The organism is Mycolicibacterium lacusdiani, from assembly GCF_021916785.1.
In the GTDB taxonomy this organism is placed as follows: domain Bacteria; phylum Actinomycetota; class Actinomycetes; order Mycobacteriales; family Mycobacteriaceae; genus Mycobacterium; species Mycobacterium lacusdiani.
Genome location: NZ_JAKCFC010000013.1, coordinates 1 through 13,718, shown reverse-complemented (window position 1 = coordinate 13,718; position 13,718 = coordinate 1). Strand labels below are relative to the sequence as shown.

14 protein-coding genes are annotated in these 13,718 nt (G+C 68.6%); 6 read left to right on the top strand and 8 right to left on the bottom strand.

The window, feature by feature from the left end; translation table 11 throughout:
- Positions 1–5: 5 nt before the first annotated feature.
- From LOK44_RS27245 to LOK44_RS27235, 3 genes are read right to left on the bottom strand one after another with little or no spacing between them, the layout of a single operon-like run.
- Positions 6–899, bottom strand: a complete 894-nt coding sequence (locus LOK44_RS27245) for a tetratricopeptide repeat protein (RefSeq protein WP_237573215.1) — start codon at positions 897–899, stop codon at positions 6–8.
- 25 nt (positions 900–924) lie between these two features.
- Positions 925–1,293, bottom strand: a complete 369-nt coding sequence (locus LOK44_RS27240) for a DUF3817 domain-containing protein (RefSeq protein ID WP_237573214.1) — start codon at positions 1,291–1,293, stop codon at positions 925–927.
- Positions 1,294–1,351: 58 nt separating this feature from the next.
- Positions 1,352–2,569 carry an acetyl-CoA C-acetyltransferase gene (locus tag LOK44_RS27235; protein ID WP_237573213.1) on the bottom strand — a complete coding sequence of 406 codons (1,218 nt, stop codon included), beginning with the start codon at positions 2,567–2,569 and terminating at the stop codon, positions 1,352–1,354.
- Positions 2,570–2,667: 98 nt separating this feature from the next.
- Here LOK44_RS27235 and mce point away from each other — a divergent pair, with 98 nt between their 5' ends.
- Positions 2,668–3,144, top strand: coding sequence for a methylmalonyl-CoA epimerase (mce, locus tag LOK44_RS27230; RefSeq protein WP_237573212.1), 477 nt, complete (start codon positions 2,668–2,670; stop codon positions 3,142–3,144).
- 3 nt (positions 3,145–3,147) lie between these two features.
- On the opposite strand, the gene LOK44_RS27225 is transcribed toward mce, so the two are convergent.
- Together LOK44_RS27225 and nucS are read right to left on the bottom strand one after the other, a co-directional pair.
- Entirely contained in the window at positions 3,148–3,447 is a 300-nt protein-coding gene (locus tag LOK44_RS27225) for an Rv1322 family protein (RefSeq protein WP_237573211.1), read from the bottom strand.
- Between the two features lie 18 nt (positions 3,448–3,465).
- Positions 3,466–4,134, bottom strand: coding sequence for an endonuclease NucS (nucS, locus tag LOK44_RS27220; RefSeq protein WP_237573210.1), 669 nt, complete (start codon positions 4,132–4,134; stop codon positions 3,466–3,468).
- Positions 4,135–4,181: 47 nt separating this feature from the next.
- On the opposite strand from nucS, the gene LOK44_RS27215 reads away from it, so the two are divergent.
- Together LOK44_RS27215 and LOK44_RS27210 are read left to right on the top strand one after the other, a co-directional pair.
- Positions 4,182–5,816, top strand: a complete 1,635-nt coding sequence (locus LOK44_RS27215) for an adenylate/guanylate cyclase domain-containing protein (RefSeq protein ID WP_237573209.1) — start codon at positions 4,182–4,184, stop codon at positions 5,814–5,816.
- Positions 5,817–5,875: 59 nt separating this feature from the next.
- Entirely contained in the window at positions 5,876–6,175 is a 300-nt protein-coding gene (locus LOK44_RS27210) for a hypothetical protein (protein ID WP_237573208.1), read from the top strand.
- On the opposite strand, the gene LOK44_RS27205 is transcribed toward LOK44_RS27210, so the two are convergent.
- Positions 6,163–6,924, bottom strand: a complete 762-nt coding sequence (locus LOK44_RS27205) for a hypothetical protein (RefSeq protein WP_237573207.1) — start codon at positions 6,922–6,924, stop codon at positions 6,163–6,165. The genes LOK44_RS27210 and LOK44_RS27205 overlap by 13 nt on opposite strands.
- Positions 6,925–7,025: 101 nt before the next feature.
- Here LOK44_RS27205 and LOK44_RS27200 point away from each other — a divergent pair, with 101 nt between their 5' ends.
- Positions 7,026–7,652: a TetR/AcrR family transcriptional regulator gene (locus LOK44_RS27200; protein ID WP_237573206.1), complete on the top strand. Its 627-nt coding sequence runs from the start codon at positions 7,026–7,028 to the stop codon at positions 7,650–7,652.
- Positions 7,653–7,843: 191 nt separating this feature from the next.
- On the opposite strand, the gene LOK44_RS27195 is transcribed toward LOK44_RS27200, so the two are convergent.
- Positions 7,844–9,982 (bottom strand): Rv1355c family protein, encoded by a 2,139-nt coding sequence (locus tag LOK44_RS27195; RefSeq protein ID WP_237573205.1) that lies wholly within the window; start codon positions 9,980–9,982, stop codon positions 7,844–7,846.
- The gene (locus LOK44_RS27190) at positions 9,979–11,382 is read right to left on the bottom strand and encodes a cytochrome P450 (protein WP_237573204.1); all 1,404 of its coding nucleotides are present in this window, start codon (positions 11,380–11,382) and stop codon (positions 9,979–9,981) included. Before LOK44_RS27190 ends, LOK44_RS27195 begins: the two co-directional genes overlap by 4 nt.
- A gap of 175 nt (positions 11,383–11,557) precedes the next feature.
- Between LOK44_RS27190 and LOK44_RS27185 the strand changes: the two genes are divergently transcribed.
- Both LOK44_RS27185 and LOK44_RS27180 read left to right on the top strand, forming a co-directional pair.
- Complete coding sequence (locus tag LOK44_RS27185; protein WP_237573203.1) at positions 11,558–13,051, top strand: DNA-3-methyladenine glycosylase 2 family protein; 1,494 nt, start codon at positions 11,558–11,560, stop codon at positions 13,049–13,051.
- Positions 13,051–13,554 (top strand): methylated-DNA--[protein]-cysteine S-methyltransferase, encoded by a 504-nt coding sequence (locus LOK44_RS27180; RefSeq protein WP_237573202.1) that lies wholly within the window; start codon positions 13,051–13,053, stop codon positions 13,552–13,554. The genes LOK44_RS27185 and LOK44_RS27180 overlap by 1 nt, the downstream gene beginning before the upstream one ends.
- The last annotated feature ends 164 nt before the right edge of the window (positions 13,555–13,718 follow it).

Below are 13,718 nucleotides of genomic sequence, written 5' to 3'. Positions count from 1 at the left end.
GCCGGTCAGTACAGCGCGTTGGCGAGGTTGCGCCTGCCTGCGATGACGTCGGGATCGGCCGGGTCGAAGAGTTCGAACAACTCGACGAGCCGGGTACGCACCTTCGTCCGGTCGTCGCCTGCAGTGCGCTTCACCAAGCCGATGAGCCGGTTGAACGCCGCGGCCGGATCCTGCTGCAGCACTTCGACGTCGGCCGCGGCAAACGCCGCGTCGAGGTCGTCGGGCGCCGCCTCGGCGCGGACCACGGCGTCCTGCGGCTGAGTCGTCGCCCGCTGCAGGAAGGCGATCTGCCGTACCGCGCCGCGCGCCTCCTCGTGATTGGGCTTGGCGTCGAGGACGGCCTGATAGGCAGCGAGCGCCGCGTCGAAGTCACCGGCGTCGAGGTGCGCGCGAGCCTGCTCGACCTCGGGGTCGACGACCTCTTCCTCCCCGGAACCGCCGGCGAGCTTGCCCGCCGTGGCCTCGAGCAGCGAGTCGACCCACCGCCTCAACTGCTCGGGCGGTTGCGCGCCCTGGAAGCTCGAGAGTGGTTGTCCCGCAGCCACTGCCACGACAGTGGGCACGCCTTGGACGCCGAACGCCTGGGCGACCTGCGGGACGACGTCGACATTGACCGTCGCCAGCGCCCACGTGCCGCCGTCGTCGGCGGCCAGTGCGGCGAGCACGTCGCCGAGTTGGACGCTCGACGGGCTACGCGGCGTCCAGAGCAGGACGACGACGGGGACCTGGTTGGACTTGGCGATGACGTCGGTTTCGAAGTTCGCCTCGGTCACCTCGATGGCGCTCGCCGGTGCGGCACCGGATGCCGGAGCGGCGGCCGACGGGGGTGGCTGCTTGAGTGCCGAGAGATCGATCGCGCCCGCCAGTGCGGGCCCCATGGGAGGTCGTGGACGTGTCACGCGTACAAGTCTGGCACGTCGCCCGTCAGGTCGATTGAGGGACCGACGTGGTCTTCGCGCCCGCGACGGGGCTCATCCTGCCGGTGCGGTCGGCCCACATGACGAAGATCACACTGCCCAGCGGCACGATGCTGCCCAGCAATGCCAGGATCCACGTCCAGACGCTCCACCTGTGCGCGATGCCGACCAGTACGGCCGCCACGATGAACGCGACGAACACCCCACCGTGGATGGGACCGAAGATCTTCACGCCGATCTCGGTACGCGGCGACCCGAGGTACTTGAAGTACATCCCGATCAGCAGCCCCGCCCAGCTGAGCGCCTCCGCGAATGCGATCAGCCGGAACCAGCCCGCAGCGCTGCGTAGGTCCAAAGTGTTTGCCATGCCCGCCATTCTGCCCGACGGCGACGCCAGCTACTACACGGCGTCGTTGTCGATCGTGGCCGAGGGGTCAGGGCCTCCGCAGGATCAGCGCATCGCCCTGGCCGCCCGCACCGCAGAGTGCGGCCACCGCGTAACCCGAGCCCTTCTGCGCCAGTTCGAGCGCGGCGTGCAGCGTGATCCGGGCACCGGACATCCCGATCGGGTGGCCGATGGCGATGGCCCCACCGCTGGTGTTGGCCTTGTCCGGGTCGATGCCCAGTTCGCGGGCCGAGGCCAGCCCCACGGCGGCGAACGCCTCGTTGATCTCGATCACGTCGAGCTGATCGACGGAGATGCCCTCCCTGGCGATCGCCTTCTTGATCGCGTTGGCGGGCTGGCTCTGCAGCGTCGAATCGGGCCCGGCGACCACGCCGTGTGCGCCGATCTCGCACAGCCAGGTCAGGCCGAGCTCCTCGGCCTTGGCCTTGTTCATCACGACCACGGCGCATGCCCCGTCGGAGATCTGCGACGCCGAGCCCGCGGTGATGGTGCCGTCCTTGCGGAACGCCGGCTTCAGGCCGGCCAGCGACTCGGCGGTCGTGTTGGCGCGGATGCCCTCGTCGGTGGTGAACTCGATCGACTGAGCCGATCCCCCCGTCGCTGCGCTCCTGCCCGCCGGACCCTTGCGCTGAGGGATCGACACCGGCACGACCTCGTCGGCGAACACGCCGTCCTTCCACGCGGCTGCCGCCAGCCGGTGCGAGCGCGCAGCGAACTCGTCCTGCTCGGCGCGGGTGAACTGGTCGACGTCGTTGCGCGCCTCGGTGAGCGCGCCCATCGGCTGGTCGGTGAACACGTCGTGCAGGCCGTCATAGGCCATGTGGTCGAGGACCGTCACGTCGCCGTACTTGTAGCCCGACCGGCTGTCCATCAGCAGGTGCGGGGCCTTGCTCATCGACTCCTGGCCACCGGCGACGACGACGTCGAACTCACCGGCGCGGATCAGCTGATCGGCCAGCGCGATGGCGTCGATGCCCGACAGGCACATCTTGTTGATGGTCAGCGACGGGACGTCCCAGCCGATGCCCGCCGCGACGGCCGCCTGCCGGGCGGGCATCTGACCTGCACCGGCGGTCAGCACCTGGCCCATGATCACGTACTCGACGGCCGACGCGGGCACACCCGCGCGCTCCAGCGCCCCCTTGATGGCCACGGCGCCCAGGTCGCTTCCAGAGAAGTCCTTGAGCGATCCCATGAGCTTGCCGACCGGAGTGCGGGCTCCGGCAACGATCACCGATGTCGTCATTGAGTACCTCCACGAGACGTTTGACTAGACACTCGAATGGGAACTGTGTGGCCTATCACACATTCCGCAAACATTCCCGTAAAGGTTACCGTTACGACATGACCACCGAACACGTAGACGCCCGACCAGCATTGGCGAGCGCGCTGGTGACGGCGATCGATCACGTCGGCATTGCGGTCCCCGACCTCGACGCCGCGATCAAGTGGTACCACGACCACCTGGGCATGATCGTTCTGCACGAGGAGGTCAACGAGGACCAGGGCATTCGCGAGGCGATGCTCGCAGTGCGCGGCGCCCCCAAGGGCAGCTCGCAGGTCCAGCTGATGGCGGCACTCGACGAGACGTCGACCATCGCGAAGTTCATCGACAAGCGCGGCCCCGGCCTGCAGCAGTTCGCCTACCGCGTCAGCGACATCGACGCACTCACCGAGCGACTGCGCGAGCAGGGCATCCGATTGCTCTACGACGTGCCCCGTCGCGGTACTTCGAACTCGCGCATCAACTTCATCCACCCCAAGGATGCGGGCGGCGTGCTGGTCGAACTCGTCGAGCCGGCAGCGGCCGAGGATCACTGACCCTCAGGACCACTTCCGCGTCGGGTTGCGCGTCATCCTGTTCGCCCAGCACGGCGTGTGCCAGTGCCTGCGGTCATCGACCGCCGACTTCCCCGCGTCCGCGGGCCACACGACGACGTGCGCGACGCCCGCTCTGATCTCGTGGTCGCAGCCCGGGCAGCGGTAGGTCTTCGTCGCCCTGCTCCCCGCGACCGGCCGCACCTCGTAGTCGTATCCGTCCGGCCCGGTCTCGACGCGTCGCTGCAACGGCGGTGTGGGCGACGACGGCGGCTGCCGTCGCGGAGGAGGGCGACGCCTGGGCATGCCTTCGAGTGTAGGCCCTCAGAACAGCCGGAACTCGCTACTGTCGAGCCCGCGCATCTGATCGTAATCCAATGTCACGCAACGAATTCCGCGATCGGCGGCCAGGGTTCGGGCCTGCGGCTTGATCTGCTGGGCGGCGAACACGCCACTCACCGGCGCCAGCAGGGTGTCGCGGTTGAGCAGATCGAGGTAGCGGGTCAGCTGTTCGACGCCGTCGATCTCGCCGCGGCGCTTGATCTCGACGGCCACCGACCGTCCCAGTTCGTCGCGACACATCAGGTCCACCGGCCCGATCGCCGTCATGTACTCACGCCGTACCAGCGTGTAGCCGACGCCGAGCAGTTCGACGTGCTCGGCGAGCAGCTCCTGCAGGTGCGCCTCGACGCCGTCCTTCACCAGACCGGGGTCGACGCCAAGTTCGTGCGACGAATCGTGCTCGACGTCTTCGACGGTGATGCGCAGCTGTTCGCCCGCCTTGTTCTGCACCACCCACACCAGCGGGTCGCCGTCCTCCTCGGTGACCCAGCACGGCGGGCTCATCCAGTTCAGCGGCTTGTAGGCGCGGTCGTCGGCGTGCACGCTCACCGACCCGTCTGCCTTGAACAGCAGCAGCCGCCGCGCGGAGGGAAGGTGGGCGGTGAGCCGTCCGACGTAGTCGACGGTGCATTGAGCAATGACGAGCCGCACCGAACCACCATAGATTGCCGCGCCGCGGTCATTAGGCTGACGCCACCATGAGGCACGAGAAGAGCACCGCGCAGCGGCTGGGCCGGCTCCTCGCACGGCTCACCAGCCAGAGCAGCCACGGGCCTGCGTCCTCGGAGTACGGGACCTGGATCCTCGGCCGCGTGTCGGAGAGTCCGCAGCGTCGACGCATCCGCATCCAGTTGATCCTGACGACGTTCGTCGTGATCGCCAACCTCGTGGGCATCTGCGTCGCGCTGCTGGTCGTCACCGTCACGTTCCCGGTGCCCAGCGTCTTCGACTCGCACGTCCTGTGGATCACCGCCGCGGTGGCGCCCGCCTACATCGGCTCGGCACTGATCGTCGGCGTCATCTGGGCCACCAACCGCGTCATCAAGAACGTCCGGTGGTCGATCGAGGAACGGGTGCCGACCGAACAGGACCAGCGCAACACGTTCTTCGCGCCCTGGCGGCTGACGCGCGTCCTGCTGGTGCTGTGGGGTGGCGGCACGATCGTGCTGACCCTGCTGTACGGACTGCAGGACACCGACTACATCCCGAAGGTGTTGCTGGGCATCAGCTTTCCCGGCATCGTGGTGTCCGCCAGCTGCTACCTGTTCACCGAGTTCGCGCTGCGGCCCGTCGCCGCGCAGGCGCTCGAAGTGGGGCCGCCGCCGCGCCGCTTCGCCCCCGGCATCATGGGCCGCACGCTGACGGTGTGGGCAGTTGGATCGGGCGTGCCGGTGCTCGGAATCCTGCTGGCCGCCATCATCACGCTGACGCTGCAGAACGTGTCACCGACCCAGTTCACCGTCGCGGTCATGATCCTGGCCGTGTTCGCATTGGCGTTCGGCTTCCTTCTGATGTGGATCCTGTCCTGGCTCACCGCCACACCCGTTCGGTCGGTGCGCAACGCCCTCGACCGGGTGGAGCGCGGCGACCTCGACACCAACCTCGTGGTCTTCGACGGCACCGAACTCGGGGAGCTGCAGCGGGGTTTCAACAGGATGGTGCACGGCCTGCGCGAGCGCGAGCGGGTACGCGATCTGTTCGGTAGGCACGTGGGTCGCGAAGTGGCGTTGCTCGCCGAGAAGCAACGGCCGAAACTCGGTGGCGAGGAACGGCATGCCGCCGTGATCTTCGTCGACATCATCGGGTCGACGCAGTTGGTGACCAGCCGGCCCGCCGTCGAGGTCGTCGAGCTGCTCAACCGGTTCTTCGCCGTGATCGTCGACGAGGTCGACCGCCACCACGGTCTGGTCAACAAGTTCGAGGGCGACGCGGTGCTGGCCGTCTTCGGCGCCCCGGTGGCACTCGACGACGCTGAGGACCAAGCGCTGTCGGCGGCACGCGCGATGGCCGAACGCATCTGCGCCGAGGTGCCCGAGTGCGACGCGGGCATCGGGGTGGCGTCCGGCCAGGTGGTTGCAGGCAACGTCGGCGCCAAGGAGCGGTTCGAGTACACGGTGATCGGCGGGCCGGTGAACGAGGCGGCCCGGCTGTGCGAACTGTCCAAGGACGTCGACGGGCATCTGGTTGCCTCGGCCGAGACCGTCGCAGCGGCAGGCGATGACGAACGCCCGCGTTGGACGTTGGGCAAGACCGTGACACTGCGCGGTCACGATGAGGCAACGAGACTCGCCACGCCGGTTCGCCATTCGAGCGGAGATCTCGCGAAAAGCTAGCCTCGGGGCGATCTCACAGGCACCGCCCAGGTGCACTGAGCACCCGGAGAGGGCCTCGCATGTCGTTCGCACCAAGATTCGGAGTGGCTCTGGCCGTCGCCGCCATGGCCGGAGCCATCGGCTTGGCCCCCTGCGCAACAGCGGATCCCGACATCGACGGCGAATCCGCGGCGGCGGTCATCGACCAGCTTCGCGAAGAAGGCTTTGCGGTGACGATCAACGGCGTGCCCAGTGGCGACACCGCGCTACTGACCACCTGCGTGGTGACCGAGATCCACGATGCCGACACCCCGACGCCGGATCCGACTGCGACCACCCCGGTCTCGGTCGACGTGGCGTGCCCCATTCAGCGGGGCTGACGCCCCTCCGCTTGCGCATTGGTTTCGAGCCACGTCCGGGCTTCTTTCGCCGCGCGCTTGAGTGCACCGTATTCGCCGAAGTAGTCCGCGACGGCGCCGGCCGCGGGCAACATTCCGAGGTAGTGGTAGATGCCACGGGGCTTGGGGCGCTTGACCAATTCGTCGCCGATGGCACGCATCAGCCCGACGAGCTGCCACAGCGCCTTCCCAACACCCGGCAGTGACCACTCCACGGTGACGGCGTCGGCGGCCGTCACGTCCTCGGCGACCAAAGGCGGGCCCTCGAAGTCCCGGTCGCACATCACGACGCCGAGCAGCCGCACGTGCGTGCGGCGGTCGGTGACGCCGAGTTCGCGCGCCACCGCGCACAACACGATGGCCTGGCTCGCGAAGCCGAGGAAGTCCTGCAGCGGGAGGCGGTCGGCGATCACGCCGAAGAAACCGGGGAACGCCACGGCCACGGTGTTCAGCGCGCCGACCCGCTGCACCCACCAGTCGATCCGCTCGTCGACGTCCATACCCTCCCACGACGTGGTCCCGGGGACGTCGGCGACGTTGAGCACCCACGCCGCGATGTCGAGCGTGTGACCGACCACGCCCTCGGCGCTCAGATCACCGGTGCGCTCGCGCAGACCCAGCGGATCGGCTTGAGCCAGGAGGTCGAGCAGCGGATTGATGATGCCGACGGCGCGGTAGAGAACGCACTCCACGTCGGAGTCGCTGATGGCCGGTTTATCGAGCATGCCCATGACCCCATCCTTGCGTGCGGGTCCCGGGGCCGTCTAATTGCGCTCGGCTCGACCCGTCGACGGCTAGTGACGCTGTAGCGTGGCCGTCGATGGATCGCCCGATGCCATTTCCACGCCGGCCCGCTACGGCGGAGCCGTCCAGCGTGGAGCGCATTCGAGACGCTGCGCTGGAGTGCTTCGCCAGCACTGGCATTGCGGCGACGTCACTTCGTACGGTCGCGGAGTCCGCAGGCGTGTCGGTCGGCTCGGTGCAACATCACTTCGGTACGAAGGCGGCCCTTGTCGAGTCGGTCAACGATCACGTGCTGAAGGTCATCAGCGGTACGGTCGCCTCGAGCCCGTTGACGGCCGCCGACGGCGACCCACTGACCGAGGCAGGCGCCCGCCTGATCTCGATGATCTCGTCGAACGCATTCGTCGTCGACTACCTCGCCCGCGCCCTGATCGAAGGCGACGAATTCGGTGCGGAGATCTTCGACGGTCTGCTGGCGCTGAGCACGGCGCAGCGGGAACAGTTCGCCGCGCAGGACTTGTTGCGACCGGAACAGGACATGGTCTGGGCGGCGCTCAACCCGCTGGTGCTGCGGCTGGGTGCCATGCTCCTGCGGTCGCACATCGAGCGTCACCTGCCTGGGCCGCTCACCGAACCCGATCAGCTACGACGGTGGGACGCTGCCGTCACGGCGCTCATCCGTCGAGGGCAATTCCGGGATTCGCCACCGCATTGAGCGACCCGGGCTCGCCGTCGTATCCGTCAGGCCCCCCCGGAGACCCTTGGTTCACGCGTCGTTGCTGATCGGTGGTCCATGCCAGGCGCACCCCTCGAACTCCCAGCTTGCGGTTCAGTACTACAATACGACCGTATCGTTTCACGATACGGTCATATTGTCCATCGGCTCGCGGTGGCCGGCCGGGGTTGCTACACGTCGTCGGCGAACGCCGATCGACGCCGACTGCGCACGCTGGGAGGTGGCGCGGGCGAGGTCATCCGCATGACGAGTGCCAGTGACTCGTCGGCCGGTATCCCGGCGACGCGACGGAACTCCACTCGCAGCCGCTCGAGTTCCGCACCGAAGGGTGGCGACATATCGGCCAGTTCCGCGGCGTCGATGGCGTGCAGGAACACCGGCGACAGCGGCTGCACCGCGATCCCGAGCCGGCCCGCCGCTATCCACGCCGCCTCGGCCGCTGCCCCGGCACGGGCGAAGTCGGTGAGCTGGTCCCCCCGCATCGAGACGATGCCCAGCGCGGACGTCGAGCGGATGCGCGCCGCTGCGTCCTCGCCGAGTGCCGACCCGGCATCCCACCGCGCCAACTCGGCCATCACGTCAGGGCGGCGCAGGAGGTCGAGCACTGCCTGATCGCTCGGGTCCAATTCCAGGCTGCGAACGTCGATCCCCGTGTCCGCAGGCTCATCCCCCGGCCAGCGCAGCTCGGCGAACATCTCGCGGTGCAGGTCCGGCGTGAGGTAGCGGATGCGGTCGCCCGCCGCGACGATCTTCCCGACGTCGTCGAGAACGGTCGGTGCGGTGAGCAGCGTCAGCCGCCCGCCTTCGGTCTCCGCAGCCGCGCGCAACGCCTCGAGCGTCGGTTCGGGTATCGGGTGGGGCTCGCCGCGGTGCCGGTTCGTCTCCCGCTGCAGCATCGGTCCATGGAGGTCGGCGAGCCGCGGGTCGGTGCCCGACCCGAGCCGGAGCGTGGCCAGCAGCGGGGTGTCGGCGCCGGCCTCGACCACCTCGACCGGTCCCAAGACCTGGTGAGCCGCGGCCGCGACCCTGGCGTTGAACAACGCCGCCCCAACCGCGACCGCACTGCCGCGGAAGTTCACGTCCATCAGCGACGTGCGTTCGGGGACGAGCCGGATTACGACGGAGTCGGAGCGCGTCTCCACGTGCCACGGTTGCGCGTTGCCACCCGACGGCGCACGGTTGGCGGCGGCAGCGATCTTGCCGGCGACCGAGGTCGGCGCGTCGCCCGCGACGTCGAAATCGGTTGTCGAGTCCAACGATTCGGCCGGGGCGGTCGTCGGTTCGCGGAGGTCGCCGAGAGCGGCCGCCACGTCGACGCGGGCCTGCCCGGAGGTGAGCGGCTCACCCAGCCCGATCCGCCGTACCGCCTCCGCGATGATCGCGGCACCGAGCGTGACCTCGCCGACCAGTTGCGGCCAGGTCGACACCGTGCGCCCGACCTCGAGAAGGGATGCGGTCAGGCGTGCCGACGATTGCGTGGGGTCTGCGTGCCGCACCGTGTAGCGGAGGCGCTCGTGGCTCGTCAGCTGCGCCAACCCGGCGGAGTCCATGCCATCGAGCAGCCCGTGCAGTATCGGGCGGCCGGGTTCGAGGTCGTAGCGTTCGACGTCGACGAGACCCCGGTCGCTGGTGACCATCACCACCGGCAGTGCACGGTCGCGCGCGGCCTCCCGGGCGAGCGCTTTCGCCTCCAGTGAGTCGCACTCCTCGACGACGACGTCGAGACCGTCGAAGAACTCCTCGAGGCAGTCGACGGTCAACCCGCCGGTGAAGACCTCGACGTCGAGATATGGATCGATCTCGGCGATCCGGCGGGCCGCAACGACGGCCTTGTTCAGTCCGAGGTCCAGCACGGTCGCCGGGACGCGGTTGAGGTTGGACAGTTCGAGTTCGTCGAAGTCTGCCAGACGCAGGCGGCCACACAGACCTTCGGTGGCGAGCGTGTGGGCAATGACGTGGCCGACGCTCAGCCCGACCACGCCGATCGTCAGAGCGCCGAGCCGTTCCTGCTCGTCGACGGTGATGACGTTGCGGTTGCGGTCGAGCCGCAGCATCCGGAAGGCGCGCGGCCCCAGTACCCCGACGACCGTGCGCCGCCACGGGTAGTAGGCGAATCGCGGGCCTTCGTCGACGACGTCGGCGCTAGGGACCGGCCGCAGCTGCTGCAGGGTCTCGCGCTGCTCGTCGAGCCGGTCGACGAACTCGATGCGGGGGTCGGCGCGCAGCTCCCCGAGGACGCGGTGGTCACCGGGGTCAGCCGGATCGAGAAGCCGAGCGCCGTAGCGCTTTTCGTCTTCCAGCGCGGTCACCCCGGCGCCTCGCCGCCGGACGCGGTGGTGGCGATCCGTCGGCGTACGCGTGCCGGGACGGGGCCCCCGGCCACCATCGTGAAGTGCACGGCCAGCGGGAACGTCGGTTCGGCGGACGTCACCTCGACGCGTCGGATGATGGTCGCGAGGGCGAGGCTGGCCTCGAGCATCGCGAAGTGATCGCCGATGCACGACCGCGGACCCCCACCGAACGGAAGATATTGCCAGCGGTCGAGTTCCTTGAAGCGCTCTGGGCTGAACCGGTCCGGGTCGAAGGTGAGCGGGCTGTCCCACAGCTGGGGATCGCGTTGCACGGCCATCCGCCCGACCACCATCATCGTCCCTGCCTTCACCCGGTAGCCGCCCACCCGAAGGTCCCGTTCGGCTCTGCGGGTGCCCGTGGCCGCGGGGGGACACAACCTGAGCGCTTCGCGCAGCACCTGGACGGTGTAGTCCAGCCGCGGGATGTCGTCCGGCGTCAACCGGCCCGCGGGGATGGCGTCGACCTCGGCGGCCACGCGGTCCTGAACGTCGGGGTGCCTGCCCAGCGCCCAGAGTGCGTACGCCAAGGTCGTTGCGGTGGTGTCGTATCCGGCGAACATGAACACGATCAGCTCGTCGGCGATCTCCTCGTCGGTCAGCGTTCGGCCGGTCTCGGGGTCGCGCGCCGCGATGAGCGCCTGGACGAGCGGCGCCTCCCGGGTGGGATCGGAGCGGCAGGCGTCGAGGATGTCGAGGGCCAGCCGGTGCACCTTGGCGCTGGCCGCGCGGGCACGGCTGCGCGCAGGGGTCGGCAGCCACCGCGGGGCGCGGACGGGGGACGTGGCGCGGCGCATCGCGTATTGCATGGCGATGCGGAGCGGTTCGGCGACGTCATCGGCCCGTTCGGCCAGGTCGATGCCCAGCACCGATTGGCCGAGGGCGCGCAACGTGAGCGTGCGTGCCTCGACGTCGAGGTCGAGGTCGGCGCCGTCGGCCCAGCCGTCCACCAGCGCTTCTGCGGCCTCGGCGACGTGCCCACCGAACTCCCGGACCCGCTGCCTGGTGAACACGGGCTGGATCGTGCGCCGGCGCGGAACCCATTCCTGGTGCGGCAGATTCGCCAGGTTCGCCCCGAGGATGCGCCGCACCTCGTCGAACACCAGCGTCGTCTTGTCGGCCGACCCGTCCTTGACGCCGAGCACGTCGCGGATGGCGGCGGGTGACGTGGCGAGGACGATCGTCGGGGTGAGCCAGCGTGGCCCGATGCTGAATCGGGTCACCGGGCCGCCGGCGTCGCGCAGCTTCTCCGGGCCCGTGTGGAACGACCGGACGGCACGCAGACGCTGGAGGTAGGGCAGCGGATTCTTCGGTGCCAGTGGCAGATCGGCGACGTCGTGGCCGGCAAGCGTGTCGACCACTGAAAGCCCCCCCGGATTCCGATGCGCCGTCGTTCTGGCGTCCCGGATGAGCATAGGGCATCCGAGGAGGAAATGAGCTTGGCTAACGACTGCGTTCGGCGTCGCGGTCCACTCGTCGCACGTTGATGTCCGATTTCCGCCAGTGCTGTCGGAGCCGACGTGTAAGCGTGGAGGAGTGCACGACGACTTCGACCGCTGCTACCGGGCCGTCCAATCCAAGGACGCCCGGTTCGACGGATGGTTCGTCACCGCCGTGCGCACCACGAAGATCTACTGCCGACCGAGTTGTCCAGTGCGTCCCCCGTTCGCCCGCAACGTCCGGTTCTATCCCACCGCAGCAGCCGCGCAGGGCGCCGGGTTCCGCGCGTGCAAGCGCTGCCGGCCGGACGCATCGCCCGGGTCGCCGGAGTGGAACGTCCGCGGTGACGCCGTGGCACGCGCCATGCGCTTGATCTCCGACGGCACGGTGGACCGCGAAGGCGTCACCGGCCTGGCAGCCCGGGTCGGCTACACCACCCGTCAGTTGCAGCGCCTGCTTCAGGCAGAGGTGGGCGCCAATCCCCTGGCCCTGGCCCGGGCGCAACGCATGCAAACCGCACGCGTACTGATCGAGACGACGGAGCTGCCGTTCAGCGACGTGGCCTTCGCCGCCGGGTTCTCGAGCATTCGGCAATTCAACGACACCGTCCGGTTGGTCTGCGCGGCGAGTCCGACCGAGCTCCGCGTCCAGGCGCGCACCAGGTTCGGTGGCGATCACGCTCGGGGAGCCGGCGCGTTGTCGTTGCGGCTGCCGGTGCGTGCGCCGTTCGCCTACGAGGGGCTCTTCGGCCACCTCGGGGCCAGCGGCATCCCCGGCGTGGAGGAGGTCCGCGACGGCGCCTACCGGCGAACGCTTCGGCTGCCATCCGGCAACGGCGTGATCAGCCTGCGTCCCCACGCCGATCACGTGGAATGTCATCTGACGCTCGACGACTTACGTGACCTGTCGACGGCCATCTCGAGGGCCCGCCGACTGCTCGACCTCGACGCCGACCCGGAAGCCGTGACGGACGTGCTGGGCGCCGACGAGCACCTGAGCGCACTGGTCGCCGAGGCACCGGGCCAGCGCATCCCCCGCACGGTCGACGAGAACGAGTTGGCCGTGCGCGTCGTGCTCGGCCAGCAAGTGTCCGTCAAGGCGGCCCGCACCCACGCCCGCCGGCTCGTCGAGGCGTACGGCAGCGCGATCGACGATCCGGGCGGCGGGTTGACCCACGTGTTCCCCGACGTGTCGCAGCTCGCCGACATCGACCCCGCGCTCCTCGCCTTTCCCAAGTCACGCCAGCGCACGCTGGTGGGCCTCATCAGCGCATTGGCCGAGGGCGACGTCGTGCTCGACCCTGGGTGCGATTGGCACAGTGCACGGGATCGACTGATGGCCCTGCCCGGCATCGGGCCCTGGACGACCGAGATGATCGCCATGCGTGGCCTCGGAGACCCCGACGCCTTTCCAGGAAGCGATCTCGGCGTCCTCGTCGCCGCCAAGCAACTCGGCCTGCCACACGAGGTTCGACCACTGACTCGTCATAGCGCAGCGTGGCGGCCATGGCGTTCCTACGCAACGCAATACCTGTGGACCGCGCTGGACCACGACGTCAATGTATGGCCCCCGAAGACCAAGGAGAAGTGATGGAGACACTGCAGTCACGCACCGTCGACAGTCCGGTCGGTCTGCTGACCCTGGCGGGACGGAACGGACGCCTTCGTCATCTGCGCATGGTCGATCAGACTTACGAGCCGAGTCGCGAGGGCTGGGTCGACGACGACGGTGCGTTCGACGACGTAGTCCGTCAACTCCACGCCTACTTCGCCGGCGACCTGACCGAATTCCACCTCGAACTCGACCTGGTGGGCTCGGACTTTCAAGAGAAGGTATGGGCCGAACTGCTCACCATTCCCTACGGCGAGACCCGGACCTATGGAGAGATCGCGCGCGACATCGGTTCCGCCGGCGCTTCGCGGGCCGTCGGTCTCGCCAATGGACACAATCCGATTGGCATCATCGTGCCGTGTCATCGCGTCATCGGAGCGAATGGCAGCCTCACCGGTTATGGCGGCGGCCTTGCGCGCAAGCGGCAATTACTCGACATGGAGAAGAATCGACTCGCGCCGGTGGCGACGCTATTCGATTGACCATCCTGGCCATTGGAGAGAATGGCGTCTGGACATAGAAATGCCAGTGGCCCCCAATCTTGGATTGGGGGCCACTGGTTTAAAGGGTGTTCGGCGGTGTCCTACTTTTCCGCCCGAAAGGGCAGTATCATCGGCGCTGGTAGGCTTAGCTTCCGGGTTCGGGA